The organism is Gallintestinimicrobium propionicum, from assembly GCF_025567525.1.
Lineage (GTDB): Bacteria > Bacillota > Clostridia > Lachnospirales > Lachnospiraceae > Gallintestinimicrobium > Gallintestinimicrobium propionicum.
In genome coordinates, this window is sequence record NZ_JAOQJY010000009.1 from 1 (window position 1) to 26966 (window position 26966).

The following is a 26966-nucleotide window of genomic DNA, read 5'->3' on the forward strand; positions in this document are numbered from 1 at the left end:
TTTTTGTTCTGTTTGGAATTTTCAGGGTTGCATTACTGTTTATTTGTCAAGGTGCTGTTCTTCTTATTGGAAGTATTTCCAGAAGAACTTTCGTTCCTGTCGTTCAGACAGCTTATTGAGTCTATCATAAGCAGTTCTGTTTGTCAAGAACTTTTTTCATTTTGTTTTCAGGTTTCTTTCAAAACCCGGTTGCTTATCACTCGCAGCAACAGCTCATTAGTTTATCAGAACTTTCAGCTCGTGTCAAGCATTTTTTATTTTTTGAATTTCTTTTCAGAAATCCGTGTTGCTTTCGATTGCCGCAACAGTCATAAAGTATATCAGGACTGTTTGTCGATGTCAAGCACTTTTTGAACTTTTTTAGAAGTCCATGTCACATATCTCAGTGACGAATGATATCTTATCACAGCTGCCGGCAAACGTCAACATTTTTTTAACCTACCGTTCCTTCGTAGCTCTATGAGCAAAAGCAACGGTGGCGCAGCCACCGCGGGAAGCACCGCAGGCGTGGTTCATGACAATAGAAGGTTCGCGGAGCGTGCATTCTATTGTATTGCGAATGGCGCGTGGAACTGTACCGTCCTCCATTCTGCCTACTTTTTTACTTTTTCTCCCACACCTTCGGCTGATAACGCATATCGGACACCGTATACACCGTGATGAACGCCTTCGGATCCTCCCGATTGATAAAATTCATCAGCTTCTGGTATTCGCTTTTATCCACGATTGTGATGATTTCATTATGCTTTTCCAGATTATACGCGCCAATTGCCTCGTAAACCGTTGCTCCACTATGCAGCTCTTCTATGATAAAGCGGCGCAGCTGTTCTTCTTTTTTCGTAATAATGCAGACACGGCGTTTGATATTGTTGTCAAAAATAAAATGATCCAAAATGATTCCGTTAAAATAGGTGCCCAGAATACTCAGCACCACCGTCTTTTTATCGTATACGAGTGCCGCAGAAAGCGCTACGCACATGCCGGATAAGGACATCGCCTTTCCCAGATCCATATGGAGATACTTATTCATGATCTTCGCCACAATATCCAGTCCGCCGGACGATGCATTTCGGTTAAACAGGATGCTTAATCCAATGCTGACGACCAGAATATAGCAAAGCACATCCAGCTCCTGGCTGTCAGTCAGGGAAGTAAAATCAGGAAACAGAAGTTCAAACATCCCCAGAAACAACGGCAGCATAATGCTCGTATAGACTGTCTTTGCCCCAAATTCCTTTCCACAGGTAAGAAAACCAATCACCAATAAAACCACATTCAGGATCATCGTAATCGCGGACAGCGGAAGCGGTATAAAATTAGATACTACGATGCCAAGGCCGGAAATACTGCTGACCGACGCATGGCTCGGCACCAGAAAAAAATAGACTGCCGCCGCAATAATTGCTACTGCGGCGGTCAGAATCCCTATTTCTTTTATCATTCCTGCAAAATTCCATCTTTTTTGCATACTTCAACTCATTCCTATTCGTCAAGTTTTTCCAGTACAAAATCTATTGCTTCCAGATATCCGTTTAATCCATGTCCGTAAATCTGCTTATCGCAGACAGGAGCTGTCACAGATACTTTTCGGAAATCTTCTCGTTCCATAATATTGGAAATATGGATTTCTACCTTTGGTACGGTAATACTTGCCAGTGCGTCGCGGATGGCATAGCTGTAGTGCGTATAAGCGCCGGGATTGATGATAATGCCCTCTGTCTTATCAAAATACGCTTCCTGGATTTTATCAATAATCGCACCCTCGTGATTGCTCTGGAACACGCTGATTGCAGCATGACAGTCCAGTCCCTTCTGTGCGATCATATTTAACAGATCATTATAATCCTGCGTGCCATAAATTCCTTTTTCGCGGATGCCAAGGAAGTTTAAGTTGGGACCGTTGATGACCAAAAGCTTGCGCAGAGACTTTTTCTTTTCTTTTTCTGCCGCCGCACGGGAAAACTGCTGTCTGTAAAAGAGCTGACCGCCCTCTGCCTGCTGCCCATAAGAGGACTGCCCATAGGGCTGAGATCCATAGGACTGGGCCTTTTCTTCTGTCGAACAGGTGTTTGCCAGTGTCTGTAAATCCCCTTCAGTGTGTCCATCATACGAAGAACGTCCGCCGGATAAAAAGCGGCTGCCGACTGCAGACTGTCCGTAAGAGCCAAATGTTCCGTAGGAAGGTTTTCCGTAGGGCGTCCTTGTACCATAACCAAAGCGCTGACCAAGCGGATACCTCTGGGAATATTTTCCTTTATAGCCGCCCTCCTCCGACGCTGTGTTTGCATTGTCCCGATAGGACGGACGAATCCCGCGCTCGATTTCATATAACACCTGTCCAAAAGGCTTATCGTCCACATCAATAATCAAGTCCGCAGCTTCTTCATACGCGCTGCTTCTTTTTTCAAGAAGTCCCTGGATCTTTGTCTTTAAATCCTCGTCGCCGCCCTGCAGCAGAGGTCTGTTGGTATCTTTTTTGAGCCGTTCATATAAGGTTTCCGCTTTTGCACGCAGATAGACTACCTTTCCGATCTCTTTCATCAGGGTACGGTTTTCTTCCCGTACCGGAGTTCCGCCGCCGACGGAAATTACCTGATTCTTCGCTGTTTCCTTCAATTCCTGAAGCGTCTGTGTCTCCATCTGCCGGAACGCTTCTTCTCCGTCCTGTTCAAAAATTTCCCGAATCGATTTTCCCTGTTTCTTTTCAATCAGACGATCCGTATCCGTCATCTGTCTCTTGAGCCGATACGAAAGCTTTACTGCCACACTGCTCTTTCCGCATCCCATAAAACCGATCAATACAACATTTCCCACTGCCTGTTTCCTCACTTTCCACTTAATTCCTGTTCCATTCTCTGATAAATTCTGTCCGCTGTCTCTTTGGAAACTGCTACGTTATTCCACAATTCAAACGCTTCCACACCCTGATACAAAAGCATCTTCAGGCCATTATACGCCTCTTTGCCATTTTCTTTTACCAGACGCATAAATTTCGTCTCCGCCGGTCGATAAATCAGGTCATAGCCGGTGCCCACCTTTTCATAAAAAGCGCTGTCCTCCACTGCCGCCTTTTCGCTGTCCGGAAATAATCCCACACTGGTCGCCTGAATCGCCAGATAGTCTCTTCCATCGAGTCTTCCAGCCTCTGCAATTGTTCTGGCATGGATCGCCTGATAGCCGGTTTTCTCCTTCACTTCTTCTGCAACACTACACGCCTTATCGACACTGCGGTTTAAAATAGTGACCCGTTGTGCGCCCTTCTGTGCGCACAAAAACGCAATTGCCCTGCCAACTCCGCCTGCGCCGAGTATCACGACATCACGGTCTTTGATTTCAACCTTATCCTCCTGCATCGCACGGTATAAGCCGCTCATATCCGTGTTGTAGCCGCGATATCCGCCCTCTGTGCGGACGAGCGTGTTAACAGATTCCACATCTGCCGCCAGCTTATCTGCGCTCACCAAATAAGGAATTACCGCCATCTTGTACGGCACTGTGACGTTTAAGCCCAGTACGTTTAACGCATACGCACCTTTGACCGCTGCACCCAGCCCCTCCTTTTCCACCAGAAAGGGCAGGTATGCCATATCGCAGCCGCATGCCGCTGCCAGCGTATTGTGGATCATCGGGGAAAGCGTATGCTCCACCGGGTTCCCGATCAGACCGCACAGTCTCGTCCTGCCTCCGATCTCTACTGCTCCTACTGTATCCTTTTCGTCCATCCTGTTTCAGTTCCTTTACTGCATTTCTTTCCGGCTTTTCTGCCGATAATAAAAGTGTAGCACAATTTTTTCCAGCTGTCTTTTAAAAATGATCTGGATTTCCTCTTTGGGATGGATCGGTTTGACCAAAATACTGCGGATTCCGCTTCTTTTTGCGCCCCAGACGTCCGTAAAAAGCTGATCGCCGATAAAAAGAGTCGTTTCTTTTGTCGTCCCCATCCGGCGCATCGCCTCTTCATAGCCTTTTACCGACGGCTTATCCGCCTTGAAAATATAGTCTGCATACTTTACATCCTCTGCGAAGCTTTTTACGCGCGGTTCCTTATTGTTCGACAAAAGCACCGCCGAAAAGCCGATGGTATGCAGCTTTTCAAACAGCGCTTTTGCACGGTCGTCCGCCGGCGCGCCATGCGGCACCAGCGTATTGTCCACGTCATAAATCAGTCCGCGGTATCCTTTTCGGTACAGCGCCTCGTAATCGATTCCATAGGAGGTATCCGCCGTTTCATCCGGATAAAAAATTTCCAACATGCCCATTTATGCTTCATCCTCTCCGATTCCTGCCGCCTCCAGCAGCTCTTTTGTGTATTCGTGCTGCGGGGAAAAATAAACGGTATCCACATCACCGCTTTCGACAATTGTGCCGTCCTTCATAATCATAACCCTGTCGCAGAGCTGATAAACAACGCGCATATCGTGGGAAATAAATAAAATCGACAGTCCCATTTCCTCCTTCAGCTGCTCCAAAAGCTCCAGAATCTGTGCCTGAATCGTCACGTCCAGTGCAGAAACCGCCTCATCCGCCACCAAAAGTCCGGGATTTGTCATCAACGCTTCCCCGATGCAGACTCTCTGTCTCTGCCCACCGGAAAGCTGGTTCGGGTAACGGTCTGCAATTTTTTCATCCAGACCGACTTTTTTTAACATTTCGAGTACCTTCTGCCTCCGTTTTTTTCCAGGAAGCTTTCCCTGAATTCGAAGCGGCTCTTCCATAATCCAGCCGATTTTCTTCGCCGGATTCAGGGAGCCATACGGATCCTGAAACACCATCTGCGGACGATTGCCGGACACGATCACCGTCCCGGAGTCCGGCTTTAACAGCCCCAGAATTACCTTCGCGAGCGTGCTTTTTCCACAGCCGGATTCACCCACAAGCCCCAGCACCTCGCCTTTCTCCATCGTAAAGGACAGATCCTTTAACACTTCGTTGCGTTTTCTCTTTTCAAACAGGCTGTGCCGTTCCGAAAAAAAGCCGATTTTCAGATGCTCTGCCTTTAAAATCACGTCAGCCATGTGCTTCCTCCGTTTTTGCGCTACGTCCGGAATTCTTTTTGACACAGCGAGGAATTGCTGCAATCAGCTTCTGCGTATATTCCTGCTGCGGGTTCTCAAAAATATCCTCCATCGCTCCCTGTTCCACAATTCTGCCGTCTTTCATGACGATCACGCGGCTGCAGAGTCTGCGCACCAGGCTCAAATCATGGGAAATAAACAAAATGGCAGTTCCTTTTTTCTGGTTGATCCGCTTTAACAGCTTCACAATCTGCGCCTGAACCGTTACATCCAGCGCAGTCGTCGGTTCATCCGCAATCAGAAGCTTCGGCTCACAGATCATCGCAGCCGCGATCATGACGCGCTGTCTCTGTCCACCGGAAATCTGGTGCGGGTACGACTGATAAATCCGCTCCGGGTCTTCCAATTCCACCTGTTTTAACAGCGTCAGCGCCCGTTGCTTTCTCTCCTGCGCAGACAGCTCCGGATGATGGATGCGAAGCGGTTCTTCCACCTGCCAGCCAATGCGGTAAACCGGGTTTAACGATGTCATCGGCTCCTGAAAAACGACGGAAATATCGTTTCCCTGAAGTTCTCTTAAAAAGCTTCGTTCGCAGTGCAGCAGATCGGTTCCCTCGAATAAAATTTCTCCCGTTTTTTTCATATCATGGCGGGACAAAAGTCCGGCGATCGCCAGTGCGGTCATGGATTTTCCGGAACCGGATTCCCCTACCAGTCCGACGATCTCCCCTGCGTCCATATGGAAGCTGACCTGATGCACAACCGTTTCGGGCACCAGGTGATCATGAAATTCGATATTCAAATCCTTAACGTCAAGCATCGCCTTACTCCTTTTCCCGATCCTTTAATCCTTCTCCGAGCAGAGAAAATCCCAGCACCAGCATAATCAGAAAAATTCCCGGAAACAACGCAAAGCCCGGGGCAGAAAACAGATAGGTCTGTGCTTCCGACAGCATTCTTCCAAGACTGGACTGCGGCGGCTGCACGCCGATGCCCAGATAGCTCATCCCTGCTTCCGCCAGCACGGCATTGTTAAAGCCGATCATGATTGCAGACAAAAGCACCGGTACGGTATTGGGCAGGATATGGACAAACATAATTCGCAGATTGCCCGCTCCCGCCAGCTTCGCGCTTCTGACATAATCCATATTTTTACAGCGGATAAACTCGCCGCGGACAATTCTCGCAAAGCTCGGGATAAATGCAATGCCCAGCGCAATAATCACGTTCCATGTGCCGCCGCCAAGAAGGGTTACGAACACAAGCGCCAGCAGGATGCTTGGAAATGCAAACAGCACATCGTTGATGCGCATCAAAACTTCATCCAAAATTCCACCGAAATATCCGGTAAACGCCCCGATGATAACACCAAATACCGTGCCGATCGCTACTGTGCCAAGCGCCACGCAAAACGTCGTGCCGCCGCCTTTTAATACTCTGCTGAAAATGTCCCGTCCGAAATTGTCGCAGCCCATCAGATGCGAAAAAGAGACGCCGGATAGCTTTGCTGCGTTATCCATCGTCTCCGGATTATAGGGTGTCCAGAAAAAACCTACCAGAATCAGCGTCAGCATGATTCCGGTAAGCCAGAGTCCAACTGTCAGATTTTTGTTCATTTTCTTTTTCATAATCGCCTAATCAATCCAATGTAATTCTGGGGTCCATCTTCTGATACAGAAGATCCACCAGGAAATTTGTAAAAATAACGATAAATGCGATAAATACAATGATCGCCTGTACTACAGGATAGTCCCGGTTGGAAATTGAAGTCAGCAAAATCCTGCCCAGTCCGGGGATATTGAACACCCGTTCGATAACAATACTTCCCGCGACCATATCCGCAAGCGCCATGCCCAGAAACGTAATAACCGGAATGATCGCGTTGCGCAGCACATGCTGGTACAGCACTCCTTTGGTATTATTTCCCCTGCTGTATGCCGTGCGGACATAATCCAGCTTCATCTCAGACAGTACGGATGTGCGCAGCAGCTTGATCGCCATCGCCGCTTTCGGCAGCGCAATCGCGACCGACGGAAAGATCAGGTATCCCAGAAAGCCTGTGACACTCGTCGTATAGGACACATACCCGCCCGGTGTAAACAAATGCAGCACAAGACCAAACAGAAGCGTGATCAGGATGCCCGAAAAGAACGGTGGAATCGCCATGATCACCTGATTGACGATCAGGACGATACGATCTACCTTTCCACCCGCGTGATGCGCGCAGAACAGACCGACCGGAATCGAAACTGCCACCATAATCAGAAAGGACATCGCCGTAAGTGTCAGCGTGACCGGAATCTTTTCGGCGATCATGCTGCGCACCGACATCTGATACTTGTAGGAGGTTCCGAAATCTCCCTGTATAAAATTGACCGCCCAGCTGCCAAAGCGCACCAAGAGCGGTTCATTTAATCCCATCTGTTCCCGCAGCGCCGCCAGTTTTTCAGGGGTCGCCTGCGTGCCCAGCATCGCTGTGGCCGGATCTCCCGGTATTACGGCAAACGCCGCAAATACCAGGAAAGATACCACCAGCATAGTCATCACAAAACCAGCCAGTTTTTTTGCCAAATACTTCATGAATTTTTACTCCGTCTGTTCGTCAACGATATACAGCTTTGCAAAATCCTGTACATACAGCGGGTAGAACTCGTAACCGCCGTATTTTTTGTTCAGGGCTACAAAGGAAGGCAGATCCTGAATGTATACATTTGCCGCATCCTCTGCCAGAATCTTTTCGCATTCCTTATAATATCCGGTCTTTTCGTCATCGTCTGCGCTTGCTGCTGCCGCTTTGTATGCTTCGTCATAGGCAGGATCATTAAAGTTAATGAAATTATTGGAAGCAGTGCTTTCGAATCTGGACAGCAGCGCTGCTGCAGTCAGACTGGATGCGTCTACGCCAACTACGGTCGCTTCATAATTACGGTCGGAATAAACATCAGACAGCCAGCTCTCCCATTCGATCAGCTGGATGTTGGCAGTTACACCGATCTCCTTTAACTGTTCTGCAATTACCTGCGCGGTATCGATATGCTGCTGATAGTTGGAAGGAACGGTCAGCGTAAAGGAAAATCCGTCGGGATAGCCAGCCTCTGTCAACAGCTCCTTTGCCTTTTCGATATTGGTCGTATACAGATCATTTAACTCTTCCATATAATATTTGCCGAACGACGGGAACATGCTGCTGCCGATCTGCGATCCCTTTCCATCGGAAATCATGTCCATAATGCCCTGCGGATCTACCGCATAGCAAAGTGCCTGGCGAACCCGTACATCGTTAAAGGGCTCCTTTGCATTGTTTAAATACATCGCCTGCACAAGGTTCATCGTACCTTCCAGCACATCGAAATCATCGGACAGCTGATCTGCCTGTGCCTGGGAAATTCTCGCAAACATATCAACTGAACCGCCGTTTAAGCTGGTCACAATCGTGTCCGCATTCGCGATTACCTGAAGCTTTACGGTATCGATGTTTGCCGGTGTACCCCAGTATTCATCGAATTTCTCTAAGATCACATTTTCCTGAGGGGAACGGGATACATATTTGTACGGGCCGGTTCCGATCGGATTGCTCTCAGGATCCTCGTTGGCTGCCGGTATGATCGCTGCGGTCAGGTAAGGGAGGAAGTCGGTATTTCCTTCTTTTAATACGATCTCAACGGTTTTCTCATCAATGATATTCACGCTGTCAATCGCCAAAAAAGCCGATACCAACGGGTCACCGTTACTGGTATCGGCACATCTGTCAATGGAATATTTTACATCTTCCGCCGTAACAGTTGTGCCGTCATGAAATTTTACCCCATCGCGAAGCGTGAAGGTATACACTTTTCCATCTTCCGAAATGGTATGGCTCTCTGCTACAGCGTCGTTTAAGTTTCCTTCGCTGTCAGGCTTTACAAGACCTTCGAATACATTGAACAATACCTCTTTGGTTCCCGCCGCCACTGCTTTGTGGGGGTCAAGACTGTCCACATCCTGAGGAATTCCAATGGTAATCTGAGAAGATTCCTTTCCCGCCTTATCGCCCGAGCACGCGCCCAGTGCAATAGTCAGTGCTGCGCACACCAAAGTCAAAAGAACTTTTTTTCCTGCTTTTGTCTTCATGTGTTTCTCCTTTTTGATTTGATCTTTATTCAGTTGTACTTTCCGGTTGCGGCAGCTGTCCGCACCAAAAAGCTGTGTCGGGATACACCAACGCGTTTTTCATCGGGAAGCGAATTCCCGTGCGGCGAAAAACAGAGCGTCGTCTTTCCCAACGCCTCACTTATTGTATACAGGAGTGAATCAAATTGCAAGATTTATTTTTTCTTTTTTTCAACGGCCTTGCGCAGTTCGTCAAAAAAGGTATTTACGTCTTTAAATTCGCGGTAAACAGAAGCAAACCGCACATAGGCGACCGCATCCAGATCTTTCAGTTTGTTCATGACCAGCTCCCCGATCACGCTGCTTGGGATCTCCTTTTCTTCCCTGGAAAAAATATCTGTCTCCACTTCGTCGATCAGCCCTGTGATCTCGTTGGCGCTGACCGGACGCTTATGGCAGGCACGCAGCACGCCGGCTTCGATCTTGGAACGGTCGTAGGGCTCCCGGTTGTTATCTTTTTTGATGACAATCAGAGGGATCGTCTCTACCTTTTCATAGGTCGTAAAACGTTTGCCGCACACATCGCATACCCGGCGGCGGCGAATCGCGTTATTATCATCGGATGGACGGGAATCAATTACTCTCGTATTGTCCCGACCGCAAAAAGGGCATTTCATCTTTCTGCTCCTGTCTGCCCGAACAGAAAAAATCCGGGCCGTTTTCATTCATTCCTCATGCAGAAACTGCTGTAGTTTCAGCACTTTCTACTATGAGTAAATTATAATGAAAACAGCCCGAGCTGTCAATCATTCCCTGATTTTGCAAGCTTTTTGGCGCCTGCCTTTTTTGAAAAGACTCTGCCTGCGCCACATTATTGCTTCTGTCCGTACTCCGTCGGATAGACCGAACCGAATTTTCGGAAATTGCCCGGGGTCAGTCCGGTCGCCTCTTTAAAGCAGCTGTGAAAATAATTTTCATCCGTATAGGACAGCCGCTCTGCGATTTCCTGAATCGACATGCCGGAATAGAGCAGATAGCGCTTTGCCGCTTCGATTTTCTGTTCTCGCAGATACTGATACGGCGTGATCTGATAGCGGTTCCGGAACTGGTTGATCAAATGGTTTCTGGAATAATGCAGACTTTCACACAGCTGCTCTAACTTGACATTTTCCTCCACATGCAGATCGATCCATTCCTTAATCTGCTCCGGAAGCGTGCGGGTATGGCTGCTGCCCTGGTTATGAAGCTTCTGGAGGATCTCCAGCACTGCGACTGCCGTCTCGTCCGCCATTTTATCGTAATCCCCATCGAACTGCTCCAGGCGCTGCAGGAGTGCTTCCATCTGCCCGGAGATATCGCAGTTGTGCATCAGGTATACGGTTCGGTCCAGATAAGCAGAAAACATTGCTTCCGCCATCAGTCCGTTAAAGCAGATCCAGATCTTCGTCCACGGTTCCTCCTCATCCGACCAATAGCAGTGTGGGATGCCTCTTTTTAAAAAATAGACATCCCCCGCCCGCGGCTCCAGGCGTTGTCCGTCGATCACCAGCATCCCTTTTCCGCTGTAAATATATTCAAATGAATACAGATTTTCCGGCTTTCTCTCGATCCGATATGTCCCATCACAATAGGATACTCCTGCTAACAGGACGTTAAATGGCCGGTCTTTTTTTTCATAATTCCAAAAGCTGCAAATTTTTTCTGTCATGTCTTCCTGTCGTTCCTTTGTCACTTCTATACGGCGGAATGTCTGCATGCGGGCGATTCTGTTCTTCCTAACACTGGAATGCCCGAAGGGCGTGCATTCCAGTGTTGGAAATCAGTCCAACAGATCTGCTTCTGCCAGCTGTTTTGTCTGTTCGTCATAATGAAGCGTTTTGATCTCGAATCCTTTTAAAGATACCGGGCAGGCAACACCTGCAAACGGCAGTTCTACAACTGCTGTGGTATCTTTACCGGTGCTCTCATAAAGACGAAGCGTATATCCTTCCCCGTTTTCTGCCTTTTTCCATGCAGAGACCAGAACATTTGCCTGATCGACCAAAATTGCGGGTGCTTTCTTTTCTCCGGCTCCGGATGCATTGAGGGCGAGCACATAAGGCTCTTCATTGTAAGCCTGTGCAGTGCGGTCCACATTGTCCAAAAGATCTGCCTTTCCTGCTTCAAAGCGGAATGCAAACTTACGTTCTCCCTGTTCCATCCGAACGGTGTGACGAACCTCATGCAGCGTCTTTTTCTCATCGAAATCCGCTGCAGAATAGCCCGCAGAGTGCAGCAGCGTCAGTCCGATCACGCCGTCTTCGATGCTGCTTCCGTAGCTGCCGCCGTTGACTGCCGTAAACGTCTTTTCTCCGTCCGTCCACGCATTCCAGCGCTGTGCGACAACTTCCTGGCCTTCCTGTGCCAGAGCTTCCCTGCCGAACATTACCTGTCCGTAATAGGTTCCCTGCTCCATTGCAGACGGAATCATCCATTTCAAAACAGTATCGTTTTCGTTCCAGTATACGCCGATTTCCACATCCATATGCGTATCGTTCTTCGGCAGAATATAACGCTGATACAGCTTGCTGTTATGCCAGCCAAACAGCGCTTCCACAACCGTACGCACCTTACCGTCCTCGATCACGCGCACAGAGGGATCGATCTGCTCGTATAATCCGGAGAATTCGCTTCCCTCGTGATCTGTCAGCAGTGTAAACGCTCTGCGCGCTCCGGGCTCATTTTTCCAGAGTCCCCAGGAATTATAAGTACCGTCGATCGCTACCGGGCAAAAGCTGCCAGGCTTTAAGTATTCGGTATCCCCGACCTTCCAGGAATCCACCAGACCAGTTCTGGGGTTGATCTCTATACGCATTTTGCCGTTGTCAAAGACAAAGTTTTCTTTTCTGGAAATCCGTTCAAAGGTCGGACGCTTTTCGATCGCATCAAACCAGACATCCACCCAATTCATCGCACATGGTTTTAAGGTTGCTTCCACGACAACTCTCTTACGCCAGTCGATGCAGAAATGACTGCATTCCATCTCCGACTGGGTCGGCACTTCTTCGCCGTTTACAGATGCTCTCGGATGATAGAAGCAGGGATCCCAGTTCTGTTTGGGCAGTCCGACTTCAAACGCGAACTGTCCGGTAATCGGATACGGATGCGGGTTGTATAAAAATGCGCAGGAGCTTCCTTCTTTGATCGGTGCCTCACCTGCAGTCAGCGCAATCGCACTTCTGCAGTTGACGCGGGACATCAGCTCCAGACCGTGATCCAGCAGGCGCAGCGTATCTTCTTCTACCTGCTGTGTACCGGAGCCAGGCAGCGCATCATGAAACTCTGAGAACAACAATGCACGAACTGCTTCGTGAATCTCTTCCTTCGGATATTTCGTGCCGTATAACAGCTCTGCCTGCGTCGCCATCTTTTCGCCGACTAAAATCTCATTTTCCAGCAGGCGGTGCTTCTGTTTTACCCGAACCTGAGACGTATAGCATCCCTCTGCAACCGGATTCAGGCTCTTTTCCACAACCGGATAGGAGGTTTTGGCCGCTTTTCTCTCTTTAAAGTAAGCTTCCGGATTGGAGTGGATAATCTCCAGTTCGTCCGCACGCTCTTTGATCAGCTTTGTCACATCGGTCAAATCTACTCTGGAGGGTCCGCCGCCGTGGTCGCCGACGCCCCAGAGATATAAGGATACCGGTTCGTCCTTCGTATCTTCGAGGAACTGTTCCAGTTCTTTTCCGACATGCCCGTAAACGGAGTTATAGTTTTCATCGGAACGATGCACCAGAACCTCCGAACCGGCAAGACCTTTCCACAGATAATCCTGTTCCTCAAACGGGAACTGCGCCTTTGCCGGACGGCATACCACATAAGTATCATAGCCAGCCTGATTTAAGATCTGAACCAGACCTACAGAATGACCAAAGGAGTCAAAGTTAATCGCCGTTGTCGGGCGCACGCCGAATTCTTCTTCGAAGAACCGGTGTCCTTCCGAAATGTTTCGGATAATGGATTCGCCGTTTGGCATGTTGCAGTCGGGCTGCAAATACCAGCCGCCCATGATATGCCATTTGCCCTCTTTGACCTTCTGCTGAATGCGAGCAAACAGCTCCGGCTCATTTTCCTTTACCCATTCGTATAAAATCGCTTCGTTGTGGTTGAACACAAAGTCCGGAAATTCCTCCGTAAAGGCTTCTGCCGTGCGGAATGTGGAAAGCGCTTCCGTGCAGCCTTCCTGCCAGCGCCAGAGCCATACAGGGTCGAGGTGTGCGTTACAAATTAAGTGTACCCGTTTCATATGATTTCCCCTTTTTGTGCGTTCTCTATTGTTCATGACAATAGAATGTTCGCAGAGCGTTCATTCTATTGTTTATTTTTTGTACGGCAGACACGCAAACTGCTGTGCTACCGCCGCGCTGCAGCCCCATGCGCAGCGCGGGAACTCATTGGTCGGGAACTCCCATGCCGTCCACATCAGGTTCTGCGTGTTACGGTGCAGCCATGCGCTGTCCGCATTTTTCTCCATCCATGCAAAATATTTGGTCTGGTTCTCTTCATAAACGAGCTTGCTGAGCCATCTTGCCAGAATCCCCTTAAATCCTGGCATGTCGTCTCCATCCGCTTCGTTGTTCATGATGCCGTTTTTATACAGGTATTCCATTGTATAATCCGCTGCCAGAACCGCATTTTTTACATATTTCTCTTCACCGGTAAGCTGATGTAAAAATACACTCGCTCCGATAAAGGTTCCCTGGTTATAGGTCGAACACCACGCATTCAAGCCCTTTTCCAGGTTATAACAATCATACACCGCGCCATCTTCGCCAAAGAGCTTCTTCACTTCCCAGTCATAAATCGCAATCGCACGATCCAAATAACTCTGATTTTGAGTAATCTGATATAACAGGCTCGCTGCAATTGCTGCAGGACCGTTGATGCAGGCGTTTTTCGTCGTATTTTCGATTCTCCAGAACAGGCCTCCGCCCAGATCGTCGCTCCATGCGCGGTCAAAAACCAGATTGAAATGCTTCTCTGCCTGCTGCAGATAAATCTCTTCGTGAAATGCCTGATAGGCTCTTGCACAGGCAATCGTCATCCACATGATATCATCATTAAACGGATTGTTCGACCAGTCTTCTCCAAACTCTTTGACAAATCCGCGGTACATTTTACCCATCAGTTCCTGATAATAAGGATCTTTGGTCTTATCCCAGGCATCCATGACAACTTCCATGATCTCCGCCCTCGGCCAGTAAAATTCGCCGGTAATCATGCCGGTTCCATCCTCATCATCCCGGAAATATCTTGCAATAAAGCTCTTCATCGCCTTATCTGCAATCTGCATTCTGCTGTTTGTATCCATTTTGTCTCATCCTCCGCTGTATGTTTCATTCCAGTCCGACAACTACTTTTTCGTCGACAGATATCATTTCTAATGTATGCTTTTTAAACCGGTTTGTAAAGGTGAAAAGCTGATATTCTTTTTCGTCAGCACTGCTGCGCAGATATCTTGATGCCCTATTTCAAACAAATTTCTATGAAATAAAAAAAGCCTTGAAAACTCAAGGCTTTTTTTATTTCCTGCGGAAGATGGGACTTGAACCCACACGATATTGCTATCACAAGATCCTTAGTCTTGCTCGTCTGCCAATTCCGACACTTCCGCATAGCGGTTAACCGCTGCAAGAAGTATAATAGCATTATGCCGTCGGAAAGTCAACAACAAATTTTATTTTTTTTCAAGATCTGCCCGAATGGTTTCCCAGATGCAGGATGCCGCCAGATCTGAGCCCGCCGGTGAGGCATGTGCGCCGTCCTCCGCATACATTTCAATTTCCGGGTGATTCTTTTTGTACTGCCACCATTCTTCCCCAACCGGTGCCAGCAGTGCATCAATTTCTTCTGCAATTTCCCGATGCGCTTTCGTCATACGAGGCTGCACCGCTTCCTCTTCCTTCATCGCCCAGGTCATGTAAATGACAGGCGTACTGTTTGCTTCCCGAATCCAAGCGTTCAATTTCCGCGCCGCCTCGAAAAACTTCTCCTCCGGTCCAAACGGATGCGCATGCTCCTGCAAAATAACATAATCATAATTGCCGAACAGAATATCAAACCGCACATCCGGCTCTGCAACATGCTGTGCCAGGAACCAGCCGCCATGGGCGATCATCGTAACTTCGCAGTCATAGCCTGCCGCCCTCGCTTTTTTTGCCGCCATCAAAGGCATATCATTATAATAAGTATGACTGTTTCCAATAAATAACAATCTCAGTTTTTTTCCCATCGCTTTCCTTCCGGCAGATTCTGCCGCCTCCTTCTTTTCGATTGTAGCACAGTCCAAATCAAAACACAAGGTTCGAAGCCTCCACAGCGGAAAGCATCCACGATGCGATTCGCGACAATAGAATATTCGTGGAACGCGCATTCTATTGTATTGCGAATGGCGCATGGGAACAGTAACATTTTTATTCCTTAAAGCTATTTTTTTACAAAAAAGACTTGCATTTTGTTTTATACTGTGCTAGTATTTTATCTTGTCAGCGGCAAGCAGACAATGCAGGAATGGCGGAATTGGCAGACGCGTACGGTTCAGGTCCGTATGATAGCAATATCATGAGAGTTCAAGTCTCTTTTCCTGCACGGTAAAGCACATCACATTGTGGTGTGCTTTTTTGTTCCAGTAAATAGGAATAGCAAAAAATTTGTCATTTTTTTCAAAAAAAGCTTGCACTCTTCGATTCTCTGTGATAACATATTTTTTGTTGACAGCGCGTGGTTTTCAAAAGCCACAGTCAATAAATGCAGGAATGGCGGAATTGGCAGACGCGTACGGTTCAGGTCCGTATGATAGCAATATCATGAGAGTTCAAGTCTCTTTTCCTGCACGGTAAGACACATCACAATGTGATGTGTCTTTTTTGTTTCATAGGACGCAATTTCTTATGAAACAATAGAATGCACGCTCTGCGAGCATTCTATTGTCATGAATAAATAGGAGACGTCCCTCACGTCTCCTCATCAGCTTCCCGTTCTATGCTTTCCCGCCGTTTTTCCTTATTCAGTCCACCGCTCGTAGGAGATACGCTGCTCTTTAAAAAGCTTGCGCGCATCACGGCGTTCTCTCCGAACTTCGAGCGGATCTGGTCGATCGCCTGATTCGCTTTTTCCAGCTTTTCGTAATCTACCGAATCAAACAGGCTGTACTGACGATATTCGAACTCCGTCAGCCGCGTTGCCGTCACGTTTAAAAGACGCAGTGGCTTTTTCCCGTCCCACATCCGCATCAGAAGCGTCCATGCTGCCCGGTAAATTTCCTCCGTCACATCCGTCGAAGATTCCAGCTGCATCTGCCTGCTGCTGTTTTCAAATCCTGCCGTGCGCATTCCGACCGACACGCCGCCCGCCTTTTTGTGCTCTGCACGCAGCCGGATTCCGACTGTTTCGCATAAAGAGAGCAAAATCTGACGCGCATAGGCAGGGTCTGTCACATCCTCCGGCGTCGTGACGCTGTTTCCGCATCCTTTATTTTCCGCATCCATATCGAACATTCCGGCGCTTTCATGCCCTCTGGCATACTCCTGCAGCGCAAGCCCATGCTTTTTCATATGCGCAAAAAGCATCCCGGAATCCGCCTGCGCCAGATCCCCAATCGTATAAATTCCCAGACCTTTCAACCGTTTACAGGTCGATTTTCCGGCAAACAAAAGATGCTCCACTGGAAGGTTCCACAATTTTCCAGGAACTTCCTCAGGAAACAGGGTGTGCACCAGATCCGGCTTTTTGAAATCCCCAGCCATTTTAGCGAGCAGACGGTTCGTCGAAATCCCGATATTGACCGTAAATCCGAGCGTTTCTTTGATTTCACAGCGCAGCTTATTGGCAAACGCCTCCGGTTCACCGTACATTCTGCCAAAATTCTCAAATTCTGCCCACGCTTCATCGATGCTGTACGGAATCACCGCATCCGTATAGCGCCGCAATAACGTGCGCAGACGGTTCGACTGTTCCACATAAACTGCGAAGTCCGGCTTTACGACAATTAGCCCCGGACATTTCCGACGTGCGGCTGCCAGAGGCTCTCCTGTTGTAATTCCATATTTTTTGGCAGGCGTACTTTTTGCAAGCACAACGCCATGCCTGGATTCTTCATCGCCACCAACTGCCGATGGCACTGTCCTTAAATCGAGACTGCCCGGCTGACCGCGCAGCCTCTCCAGCGCACTCCAACTCAAAAAGGCGCTGTTGACGTCGATGTGGAAGATCAGCTTTTCCGATCTCATTTTTCTTTTTCTCCCCGCAAGGTATTTCCGTAAATCTCCAACAGGATTTTAATAATTCTGCGGATTCGTTTCCGGGTTTCCGGATCGAGACTTTTCAGACTTTTTAAACAGCTTTTGAGATTTTCCTTCCAGTGTTCTGAAAATTCTGTCAGCGTCGTCACGCCGGTCTGGTCTATTACCTGAAACAGCGTTTCGACAAACAGCTGACGTTCTTCCTCTGGAAGCGTAAAAATCCACTGGTTCAGTGCTTCGTTCATCCGCTTCTGTTTTGCCTCGATATCCACTGCCTTGACAAATTTTCCGTCCTCAATCTGCCAGGTAAACGCATCATGCTGCAAAATGCCGATCCCGGAGCTTTCTACAACCTCATACTGTTCATAATTTTGTAAAAGCATCCCCACCAAAGAGGAATACGGCAAAATCCGGTGCACACGGCTTCTGATCTGCTCATAGGAATCCCCTTCAAACACTTCCGGCAAGAATCCCGGACCGTCCAGGCTATAAATGTCCGTAATCCTGCGCTGCACACCGGTTTCCGCCCAGGTCGCCGCATAGGCAGCCAGGTTTCCGCCTTTGGAATGTCCACATACCATAAACGCTCCCGGAAGCTTGCAGCCGACCTGATTTAAGTACACACTGCTCATTTCCTGGGATGCCAGCGGTTTTCGAAATGCCAGTCGAAAATCCTCTTTCCAGCCGACAACCGAATCATCCGTTCCACGAAATGCCACCACCGGCTCACAACCTTCCGGGAAAAAAGTGACCGCTCCGAACTGCGCTTCCTGCTCTTCCTCCATCCGCTCCCGATAATAATTGCAACGCATCGTGCGAAACCGTCTTCCAGCAAGCAGTGCATTCCAGAGCTTTCGGTTGTTTTCCCCGTACCACTTATCTGCAAACACTGCAGAAAGATCAGCCGTCCGGTCGATTTCTTCCAGCGTCACACTCTTTTTGTGCTGCGCAATCGTCGGCACAGCACTCCCGAAATCAAAATAGGACAACTGTGCCAAAATCAGGACATCCACATCGCAAAACGCCCGTTCCGCAAAGGCCTGATCGCCATACTGAACCAAATAATCTATGACATTTCCCATACGCTTCCTCTCAGATTTTTCTATTCATGACAATAGAATGCTCGCAGAGCGTGCATTCTATTGATTATGTTACACACCAGCGCTGCACTTCTGTGCACATGCGGCGGTGCACTTTTTTGCATGCCGCATCCACTTACAGTACAGACGATCAAGCTGTTTTATGCTGCGCCGCGGCTGCTGCCGCCCTTGCACGCTTCTTCAAATTCCCTTAATTTCTGCTTTGCAGCGGCGGACAGATTCTTCGGCACATCGATCTGAACCGTCACATACTGATCTCCGTGTACGGATGCGTCTTTCATCGAAACGATGCCCTTGCCTTTTAAACGAATCCTGCTGCCGGACTGCGTACCGGGTTTAATCCTGCACACAACCTTGCCGGTCAGCGTCGCAACCTCTGCTTCGCCGCCGAGCACCGCCGTCGTAAACGGGATTTTGACCGTTGTATACAGGTCAGCGCCTTTTCGTTCAAATCCAGGTTTTTCCTGAACATCTACCTTCAAAAGCAAGTCGCCGTCACCTGCCGAGTTGCTTCCGGGCATACCTTTTCCGCGCAAACGGATCGTCTTGCCGGATTCAATACCCGCCGGGATTTTAACCTGAACGGTAGATATCTTGCCATCCTGTCCCTGCAAACTGATCTTCTTTTCGCAGCCAAATGCCGCTTCGTCAAAGCTGACGCTGATCTCAGCGCGCAGATCCTCGCCTCTTTGAGAGGAGCCAAAGCCGCCGTAGCTGCCGCCGCCAAAATCGAAGCCGTCAAAACCGCCAGTGTAGCCATTGCCGGTCGAGCTGCCAAAGCCGCCGGTATAGCCGCTGCCTGCCGTGCCGCCGAAGCCCTGGCTGTAACCATCAGCTCCGCCGAATCCACTTCCAAAATGCGTCCGATAGCTCTTGCCGGACTGCTTCTGTCCGGATTTACCGTGAAACATGCCGCCGAACAAATCTCCAAACAGGTCATCCATATTTCCACCCTCAAAGTGGAACGAATGGAATCCACCATTTTGTCCATAGCTGCCCTGTGGGCCCGCACCGGCGCCACCTGCCCCACTTCCGTCAAACGCCGCGTGACCATACTTATCATACAGCGCTTTCTGTTTCGGATCGCTCAATACACCATACGCCTCTGTAATCTCCTGAAAGCGCTGCTGCGCCGTCGGATCATCCTTATTCACATCCGGATGATATTTTTTTGCAAGTTTTCTATATGCTTTTTTAATCGCATCGGCATCGGCGCTTTTGGAAACGCCGAGCACTTCGTAATAATCTCTCTTTGCTGCCATTGTTGCCTCCATTCTGCAAGAGCGCAAACATCCCCGGATCACTTCCGGGGATGTCTCTTACCGGTTGTCGATCCGGTCATCATCTTTGTTCTACATGTACTATAACACTGTTTCAAAATAGTGTCAATGGAAGCCAGACAGTTCACAAAAATTTCACGCTTCTTTCAACGCGTTTAGCAGCTCTTCATAGGTTTCCAGTGCCGGAATCTGCGGATAATCTGCTTTGATCTGCTCTGTCGTGCGGAATAAAAATCCGCTCTTTCCCGCTAAAATCATGCCAAGATCGTTATAGCTGTCTCCACTTGCGACCGTTTCAAAGCCAATCGACTGCAATGCCCGCACGGTTGTCAGTTTAGAATTTTCCACCCGCATCTTATAATCCGTGATCTCGCCGTCCTCTGCTACCACGAGGGAATTGCAAAAAATTGTCGGCCAGCCGAGCTTTTTCATCAGAGGCTGTGCGAATTCCGTAAAGGTATCGCTGATAATAATCACCTGCGCAAAGCTGCGCAGTTCATCCAGAAACTCCTTTGCCCCCGGAAGAGGGTCGATAGAGGCAATCGTCTCCTGTATTTCTTTCAGTCCGAGCCCATGCTCTTTTAAAACAGAAAGGCGCCAACGCATCAGCTTATCATAATCTGGTTCGTCCCTCGTCGTTTTTTTCAGCTCCGGAATTTTGCTCGCCTCCGCAAAAGCGACCCAGATTTCCGGTACCAGAACTCCTTCCAGATCCAAGCAAATCAGTTTCATCTTTTTCCTCCATTCTGCGCATTTGCAGCATTTTTATTCTCTCTGCGATTATATCGTGAGCATAGCTCACTCAATAATTTCGCCGTTCGCGATGAGCAGGCTTCGCCTGTTCCCGCTCTCTTGCGCTCATTATAACACACGGCTTTTTAATTTTACGCGGTAAATTCTCCGCAGGGAATCGTCGATCCGCTCCTCGCTCACCGTTCCATCTACAACGGCATCCAAAACGCCCTGATATGCCTCTTCAAAATTCTCCGGCATCAAAACCATGTCCGCACCGGCTTTCAATGCCATAATCGCGGCAACGTCCGATTTATAATATTCGGTAATCGCCCCCATATTCATTGCATCGGTAATAATAATCCCCTGATACCCCAATTCGTTGCGCAGCACTCCCGTAATGATTTTTTCGGAAATACTCGCAGGAAGCGAATCTCCATCCGTCAGGTTCGGTGCTGTGATATGCCCTACCATAATCATATCTACACCTGCTTCTATGCCAGACTGAAACGGTAAAAATTCCTCTGCTTCCATCTCCTCTTTCGTCCGATCCGTCTGCGCCGCGCCGCTATGAGAATCCCCTGCTGTGTCCCCGTGTCCCGGAAAATGCTTCAGACAGGCACTCACGCCGGTCTCCTGCAGCCCTGTCACCGCACGGGAAACCATCTGTGCCGCCACACCTGCATCCGATGAAAAGGCACGGTTTCCGATCACCGTATTGTCTACATTCGTCAACACATCTGCAACCGGTGCAAAATCCACATTAAAACCATAAGAAGAAAGATAACCTCCGATATTTTGATATGCATCGTATGCCGCCTGCGTATCTCCTGCCGCACCGATTTCCCCCATCGGTAGGGTCTTATCCAGTTTTAAGGCGTCCGCAACGCGCGCAACCTTTCCGCCCTCTTCATCTACGCCGAAAAACAGCGGAAACAGGCTGTAGGATGTTGTATTGGAAAGCATTTCTTTTAACTGGTTTTCCGACTGGATATTCTGTGCAAAATAAATCAGGCCGCCTACCGGATATTTTTCCAGGCTTTCTCTGGTCGCATCGCCCGCTGCCACAACCTGTGAAACTCCCGTCAGCTGCTCCGGCGTCACAAAAAAAAGTCCCGCTACCTTCTGCTCCAGCGTCATCCCTGCGAGTGTATCCTCTACCATATCGTTTAAAGCGTCCTCTTTTGTGTAAGTGCTCTCCGTTTCTTCCGTAGATTCCGTCTCAAACAGGGCCGCGACTGCCGCCTGCGCCTGCGCGGATTCTTCTACCCGGGACGCTTCCAAAAGTTCCTGTCTGGATTCCTCCTGCGCAGCCTGATGCTGTTTTACCGCACTGCCAGCTGCGCGGATGCCCAAAAAGCAACCTATCCCAACTGCAATCAAAACCACCGCCATGACACAATAAGAAATCAGCTGATTTCTGCGTCTGCGCCTTCTTCTGTTTTCTCTGTTCGTCTTTTTTTCTGACATCTCTGATACTGTTCCTTCCAAGCTCGTTTGTCTGCAGGATTCCCTTTTAGACTAACACAAACGGAAGCGGGTATCAATCATCTTTTTGATCAATACCCGCTTCTAAAATTCGCTATCCAATGGTCTAAACCTCCGTTTCTCTGTATCGTTCCAACTCTTCGGATTTTGTACCTGCGTACAGTTTCTTCTGTTGACATCCCTCAACGACTTTTCCGTTCCATCGTGTTTCCCTGTCGTCAAACAACATCTTTTCCGCATTCAAAATCGGATTGTGTACTTGATGCAAACCATTTGCTTCGCGTTTCTTTAAAGTAATGGAATCTATAATTCCCTTTAAAGACTCCTTATGCAGTTTTTCCTGTGCTCTTTCATCCATTCTGATGTTTTCGATATCCGATCCGACAGGCTTTCTATTTCCGAATTAGAATGGAAAGCATTTGACTACTGAAAAGCTTCTGCCAGTTTCTTACATCTTCTGTCTGAAAAGAGTGAATGTTATACGGTTTCCGGTGGATTGTCCTCCTTTCTTTTTATTTTTGTTCTTTGTTTTCCTTGTTTGTAACTTCATTATATCCATCGAAAACCGTTCTGTCAATTATTTATCTGACGTTTTTTTTAATTTTGTTAATTTTTTCTTTTTATTTCCAGATAATCTCTGCTTTATCTGTCTTTTTAAGTCGTTTTATCAGAATTGTCTGATTATTCGTTTCGGATTGCAGCCAGCGGGCTCAGCTTCATCGCTCGCTTTGACGGAAAATATCCTGCCGCCATGCCGATTACTACTGCAAAGATCACGGACGCCCCGGCAAGCCAAAGCGGAATATAGGACAGGCTCGACATATTTCCACTCGCCGCCACGACCTTGTTGATGATCATGGAAATCAGATAGCTGATCCCCAGGCCAACGATGCCACCCACCAGACCGATATCTGCAGCCTCCATCAGAAACATTGCCTGAATATTTCGCATATCGCAGCCCAGCACCTTCATCACACCAATTTCCTTTGTCCGTTCATAGATGGACATCATCATCGTATTGGTAATGCCGATCGCTGCAACCAGAAGAGAAATCGCACCGATTCCACCCAGCATTGCCTGAATATTGGCATACTGCTTCTGTGTGGATTCAATCCATTCAATATTACTGCTCGCTTCATAGCCAAGTGCCTGAATCTGCTCCTGCACAGCGATCATATTGTCGATATCGTCCACATTGACCTTTAATACAGAGTAAAACAGATCCTTATACGGTTTTCCGTTGGATGTCGTAGGCTGTCCCGGAATCGCCTTGTTTCGAAAAACCCGTTTCAGCGTCGCCGTGAGCGCATCCAGATTGCAATACACATTGTAGCCGTTTGCACTGTATCTGCCGTCTTCGCTTTGTTTTTCCACCCCCGCCGTCGGGATCAGGTATTTCTTTGGAGGAGTCGTCGTCGAATCTCCGTCCCTGCCTGAGCTTCCGCTATTCTGGCTCGCATAATAGGCATCCTGATCAAAGATGAAAAAGACGCTGTCTTTCATAAAATCGACTGCAAATACTCCCTTATCATAATAGGGATATTCATAGGTTCTCGGATTATAAAAATCTGCCGCAACCCGATTTCCGTAAAAAAACTGCAGCTCCTTGTCATCCAACGGCAGCTTACCGTCTCCGATTTCTATATTTAACGCCTGCAGGCCTTCCGGCGTCATTCCCTGAATGGTCATATAGTCATCCACATACTGCCCATACTTTGCCACAATATTAAGCTGCAGCACCGGGTATACATTTTCGACATGGTCCAGACTTTCAAGCAGACTTACCGCTGCATCGTCCAGACGCATCACCTTATCCTTTGAGGACGAACTTCCGGAATCCGAAGAAAATGTCACAGACCCGCCTCCGCCGATGGAGTACGTGGTATAGGAGCTGCTATCTCCCCTGCCCTCCCGCACTTCGATCGTCGTAAGACCGCCGTACTGTTCAATATCTTCCATTGTCGCCTTGTTTAAGCCAAGTCCCAGCGAAACCATGACGACAATAGATGCCGTACCGATCACAACGCCAAGAATTGTCAGAAGCGTCCTCACTTTTCTTTTCCACAGATTTGCAGAGCTCATCCGCAGCAAATCAAGTATTCTCATATTCGTCTCCGTTTTGACAGCTAAGAAAACGCGAGCCAAACATTTCGTCTGGCTCTTTGTTTTTCTTTATTCATGACAATAGAGCGCTCGCAGAGGGTGCATTCTATTGTTGATCATCCTTCTGATTTAAATCGAGCAAGTCCTCCTGCAGAAGCTTTGCCGCCTTTTTCTTTTTCCGAAGCTTCACGACAACGACTACAACAACAATTCCTGCAGCAACTGCTGCGATAATCCCGACAATCATGCCGATGTTTGAGGTCTTCTGCGGCTCTTCCTCCGGAATCATCATATCGGAGCCGTCATCAATCATCGGTTCCGAAACATACAGCTGCATATCAATCTCCTGACGTGTCTGGTTGCCCGCATCGTCTTCATAGGTCAGCACCGCTTTTACCGATCCATCGTCTGTCGTCGCAGCAATGCCGTTTACCATCGCATCGACATTTCCGGTGGCACCGGGCGCCAGGTTTCCGATAAACGTATCGCCGCCCTCAACGCTGTCCGCCTCAAACTTTACCTGAACGTTATACAGCGTCGTCTTACCGGTATTATAAATCTGGAACATGACATTGGACTGTTCCCCAACCATAATCGAGGTCGGATTGATTTCGGGAGTGCTCGTGTCGTACTTTGCTTCCTGCTTGACCGGTACGGAAACCTTCGCTTCGTCCGTCAGATCCGCCTTCAAATCCGTATCATATTTCATCTTGACCGTTACTACATAAGGCTTCTGAGAAAGATCCGCCTTCGCCTGCATTTCAATTTTCAGATCCTGGCTGCTGCCCGCCGGCATCCGATCCACATAGATCGAGCTGGATCCGGACGTCGGGAGGAACGACGCGTAGCTGTTTGTCACCTGTCCGCTGCTCGTTTCAGTTCCACCCTCCACGGCTTCCAGATCGAACAGCACGTTGCTGACTGCAGTATCCTGGGAAGTATTTTTGACATGAATCGTCAGGGTAAAAATGCTGCCCGCATACACTTGTGCCGGATCAGTTTCAAAGCCCGTCACAATAATTCTGGGCTGGGAAATCGTCGCAAGATCAGAAGATCCGATCCGTCCGCTGCCGGGTTTGCCCTGGCAATATACATATACCGTAATCTCTGCCGGTTTCTCGCAGCGGATTTTGTTTTTGCTGTACCATACCTTAAAGGTCAGCGGATAATAACCGGTCAGGACGTCCTCTCTGGCGGTAAACGTCCAGGTCAGCTCTCTTCTGTTGAACACCGCTTCGTCATACAGCTTTGTGGCACAGCCCGGAATCTCGTTAAAGTTCTTCGTATATCCGGTGCTGTCGGGCTTAAATGGCCATTTCTGGATGTCGTTGGAAACCTCCGGCTCTACCAGAAGGTCTGTCAGCCATTCTTCACCGAGGTTGATGAGCGGCAGCACGATTTCCACACTCTGTCCATAGGAAACGCTCGGCGTCGTCCAGTTGTCCGCAACCGTCAGAAATTCCGTCGTCGTTGTCACACTTCCGCTTTTACCGATCGCAGTGTCCATCTCCGCTTTCACTTTTTCCACATAGCTCCACATCGCATCGGGTGTCATGTATTCCGAATTTGCGATGTAATATTGCCCACTGTACATGATATCGTCCAGATCATCGATGATGTACTGCTCCGGATTTTCCCGTTTAATCAGACTTTCCTTGTAGTTTTTCAACTCCACGGACGCTCTCCATCTATCATCATCCGTGATGTACTGTACCGAGTTTCCGCTTACCTCATCCGCATAAACCGGCATCGGAGTTTTGACAGCTGCTACCGCCGTCATGAAAATCAGTCCTGCTGTCAGTAATTTTTTGCACCAGCTTTTCATATGCTCGCCTCTTCCTCCCGTTTCTTTTCTTCCTTTTCCCGTTCTTCTTTGCTCTTTCCTGTCATATCGTCAATCCGGACAATTTTGCCGTCAATAATATGGAAAATACGGTCTGCAAAACTCGCCAGATGGTTGTCATGCGTAACCATCACGAGCGTCTGCTGTTTTTCGTGTACCACCTGCTGCATCAGCTCCATCACTTCTTTGGACGTATTGGAGTCAAGGTTTCCGGTCGGTTCGTCTGCAAAAATGATCTCCGGATCAACCACGAGTGCCCTCGCCACGCCGACTCTCTGCTGTTGTCCGCCAGACATCTGAGTCGGCCGGTGATTTTTGTATTTGCCGAGCTTTACCAGATCCAGAAGCGCCGACGCTTTTTTTAACCGCTTTGCCTTATCCACACCCTGAAATGTCAATGGCAGTGCCACGTTTTCCAGCGCTGTCATCGTCGAAAGCAGGTTAAAAGACTGAAAAATAAACCCGATATGCTCCCGTCTGAAACGAACCAGCTGGTTTTCTGTCTTGTTCTCAATATGTTCCCCCGCGATGACAATTTCGCCTTTTGTCGGCTTCTCCAACCCGGCGAGCATATTTAACAGCGTCGATTTGCCCGATCCGGACGTCCCGACGATGGCGCAGAATTCTCCTTTATAAATCGTGAAATCCACGCCGTTTAGGGCGCGCACTTTCGATTCGCCCACGCGGTAGATTTTATACAGATCCTTGACACAAATGACCGGTATTTTGTTATCTGCCATTTTCTGATTCCTTTCGTTTCCGCTGCTATCCCGCAGTACCGCCTCGAAAACGCTTCGCGTTTTCTCATTCCCGCAGTACCCCCTCGAAAACGCTTCGCGTCTCCTCAATCCCGCAGTACCACCTCGAAAACGCTTCGCGTTTCCTCGCTGCAGGGCATTCGCCCTGTCGGAAAAAAGAGAAGAGGCAACTCGTCTGCAAGCAGCCGGTTGCCTCTTCTCTTTTTTCCGGTACTGCTCATTGGTAATAGCATATCATATTTTATGTCGGAAATCTTTAAGATTATTTTAAGCTTTTTT

24 protein-coding genes, 3 tRNA genes and 1 pseudogene are annotated in these 26966 nt (G+C 48.5%); 2 read left to right on the forward strand and 26 right to left on the reverse strand.

Features of this window, described 5'->3' with window-relative positions; genetic code table 11:
• Positions 1–601: 601 nt before the first annotated feature.
• From OCV62_RS08100 to OCV62_RS08175, 16 genes and pseudogenes are all read right to left on the reverse strand, one after another.
• Positions 602–1468 carry a YitT family protein gene (locus OCV62_RS08100; protein WP_021914593.1) on the reverse strand — a complete coding sequence of 289 codons (867 nt, stop codon included), beginning with the start codon at positions 1466–1468 and terminating at the stop codon, positions 602–604.
• Positions 1469–1482: 14 nt separating this feature from the next.
• Entirely contained in the window at positions 1483–1923 is a 441-nt protein-coding gene (gene aroQ / locus OCV62_RS18445) for a type II 3-dehydroquinate dehydratase (RefSeq protein ID WP_262586072.1), read from the reverse strand.
• A gap of 408 nt (positions 1924–2331) precedes the next feature.
• Positions 2332–2829 (reverse strand): annotated as a pseudogene (locus OCV62_RS18450) (shikimate kinase); the annotation flags it as partial.
• Positions 2826–3722 carry a shikimate dehydrogenase gene (gene aroE / locus OCV62_RS08115; RefSeq protein ID WP_117963017.1) on the reverse strand — a complete coding sequence of 299 codons (897 nt, stop codon included), beginning with the start codon at positions 3720–3722 and terminating at the stop codon, positions 2826–2828. The pseudogene OCV62_RS18450 and the gene aroE, both read right to left, overlap by 4 nt.
• Positions 3723–3737: 15 nt before the next feature.
• On the reverse strand, positions 3738–4253 hold the full coding sequence (locus tag OCV62_RS08120) for a YqeG family HAD IIIA-type phosphatase (RefSeq protein ID WP_262585908.1): 516 nt from the start codon (positions 4251–4253) through the stop codon (positions 3738–3740).
• A gap of 6 nt (positions 4254–4259) precedes the next feature.
• Entirely contained in the window at positions 4260–5015 is a 756-nt protein-coding gene (locus OCV62_RS08125; RefSeq protein ID WP_262585911.1) for an ABC transporter ATP-binding protein, read from the reverse strand.
• Entirely contained in the window at positions 5008–5835 is an 828-nt protein-coding gene (locus OCV62_RS08130) for an ATP-binding cassette domain-containing protein (protein ID WP_021914588.1), read from the reverse strand. The genes OCV62_RS08125 and OCV62_RS08130 overlap by 8 nt, the downstream gene beginning before the upstream one ends.
• A gap of 4 nt (positions 5836–5839) precedes the next feature.
• Complete coding sequence (locus tag OCV62_RS08135; RefSeq protein ID WP_021914587.1) at positions 5840–6643, reverse strand: ABC transporter permease; 804 nt, start codon at positions 6641–6643, stop codon at positions 5840–5842.
• A gap of 10 nt (positions 6644–6653) precedes the next feature.
• Positions 6654–7595 (reverse strand): ABC transporter permease, encoded by a 942-nt coding sequence (locus tag OCV62_RS08140; protein ID WP_262585915.1) that lies wholly within the window; start codon positions 7593–7595, stop codon positions 6654–6656.
• 6 nt (positions 7596–7601) lie between these two features.
• Positions 7602–9125: an ABC transporter substrate-binding protein gene (locus tag OCV62_RS08145; protein ID WP_262585916.1), complete on the reverse strand. Its 1524-nt coding sequence runs from the start codon at positions 9123–9125 to the stop codon at positions 7602–7604.
• A gap of 194 nt (positions 9126–9319) precedes the next feature.
• The gene (nrdR, locus tag OCV62_RS08150) at positions 9320–9781 is read right to left on the reverse strand and encodes a transcriptional regulator NrdR (protein WP_021914584.1); all 462 of its coding nucleotides are present in this window, start codon (positions 9779–9781) and stop codon (positions 9320–9322) included.
• A gap of 194 nt (positions 9782–9975) precedes the next feature.
• Entirely contained in the window at positions 9976–10836 is an 861-nt protein-coding gene (locus OCV62_RS08155) for a helix-turn-helix domain-containing protein (protein WP_262585918.1), read from the reverse strand.
• 87 nt (positions 10837–10923) lie between these two features.
• Positions 10924–13389: a glycoside hydrolase family 38 N-terminal domain-containing protein gene (locus OCV62_RS08160; RefSeq protein WP_262585920.1), complete on the reverse strand. Its 2466-nt coding sequence runs from the start codon at positions 13387–13389 to the stop codon at positions 10924–10926.
• 72 nt (positions 13390–13461) lie between these two features.
• The gene (locus OCV62_RS08165; RefSeq protein WP_021914581.1) at positions 13462–14454 is read right to left on the reverse strand and encodes a glycoside hydrolase family 76 protein; all 993 of its coding nucleotides are present in this window, start codon (positions 14452–14454) and stop codon (positions 13462–13464) included.
• A gap of 219 nt (positions 14455–14673) precedes the next feature.
• Positions 14674–14757, reverse strand: a tRNA-Leu gene (locus OCV62_RS08170).
• Positions 14758–14820: 63 nt separating this feature from the next.
• The gene (locus OCV62_RS08175) at positions 14821–15375 is read right to left on the reverse strand and encodes an SGNH/GDSL hydrolase family protein (protein ID WP_262585921.1); all 555 of its coding nucleotides are present in this window, start codon (positions 15373–15375) and stop codon (positions 14821–14823) included.
• Positions 15376–15647: 272 nt separating this feature from the next.
• Here OCV62_RS08175 and OCV62_RS08180 point away from each other — a divergent pair.
• Positions 15648–15731: transfer RNA gene (locus OCV62_RS08180), tRNA-Leu, on the forward strand.
• 161 nt (positions 15732–15892) lie between these two features.
• A tRNA-Leu gene (locus OCV62_RS08185) sits at positions 15893–15976 on the forward strand.
• Between the two features lie 120 nt (positions 15977–16096).
• Here OCV62_RS08185 and OCV62_RS08190 read toward each other — a convergent pair.
• From OCV62_RS08190 to OCV62_RS08235, 10 genes are all read right to left on the reverse strand, one after another.
• Positions 16097–17371, reverse strand: a complete 1275-nt coding sequence (locus tag OCV62_RS08190; RefSeq protein ID WP_262585923.1) for a DNA polymerase Y family protein — start codon at positions 17369–17371, stop codon at positions 16097–16099.
• Complete coding sequence (locus tag OCV62_RS08195; RefSeq protein ID WP_262585925.1) at positions 17368–18465, reverse strand: DUF2974 domain-containing protein; 1098 nt, start codon at positions 18463–18465, stop codon at positions 17368–17370. The genes OCV62_RS08190 and OCV62_RS08195 overlap by 4 nt, the downstream gene beginning before the upstream one ends.
• Positions 18466–18623: 158 nt before the next feature.
• Positions 18624–19745, reverse strand: coding sequence for a DnaJ C-terminal domain-containing protein (locus tag OCV62_RS08200; protein ID WP_262585927.1), 1122 nt, complete (start codon positions 19743–19745; stop codon positions 18624–18626).
• A gap of 153 nt (positions 19746–19898) precedes the next feature.
• The gene (gene thrH, locus OCV62_RS08205; protein WP_021914572.1) at positions 19899–20495 is read right to left on the reverse strand and encodes a bifunctional phosphoserine phosphatase/homoserine phosphotransferase ThrH; all 597 of its coding nucleotides are present in this window, start codon (positions 20493–20495) and stop codon (positions 19899–19901) included.
• Positions 20496–20624: 129 nt separating this feature from the next.
• Positions 20625–21965, reverse strand: a complete 1341-nt coding sequence (locus OCV62_RS08210) for a glycoside hydrolase family 3 protein (protein WP_262585929.1) — start codon at positions 21963–21965, stop codon at positions 20625–20627.
• 124 nt (positions 21966–22089) lie between these two features.
• Positions 22090–22341 carry a hypothetical protein gene (locus OCV62_RS08215; RefSeq protein ID WP_021914570.1) on the reverse strand — a complete coding sequence of 84 codons (252 nt, stop codon included), beginning with the start codon at positions 22339–22341 and terminating at the stop codon, positions 22090–22092.
• 323 nt (positions 22342–22664) lie between these two features.
• Entirely contained in the window at positions 22665–24089 is a 1425-nt protein-coding gene (locus OCV62_RS08220) for an ABC transporter permease (RefSeq protein WP_021914569.1), read from the reverse strand.
• 103 nt (positions 24090–24192) lie between these two features.
• Positions 24193–25911 carry a COG1361 S-layer family protein gene (locus tag OCV62_RS08225; protein ID WP_262585931.1) on the reverse strand — a complete coding sequence of 573 codons (1719 nt, stop codon included), beginning with the start codon at positions 25909–25911 and terminating at the stop codon, positions 24193–24195.
• Complete coding sequence (locus OCV62_RS08230; protein WP_262585933.1) at positions 25908–26669, reverse strand: ABC transporter ATP-binding protein; 762 nt, start codon at positions 26667–26669, stop codon at positions 25908–25910. The genes OCV62_RS08225 and OCV62_RS08230 overlap by 4 nt, the downstream gene beginning before the upstream one ends.
• Before the next feature lie 104 nt (positions 26670–26773).
• On the reverse strand, positions 26774–26966 hold a 193-nt coding region (locus OCV62_RS08235), incomplete at its 5' end, for a hypothetical protein (RefSeq protein WP_262585935.1).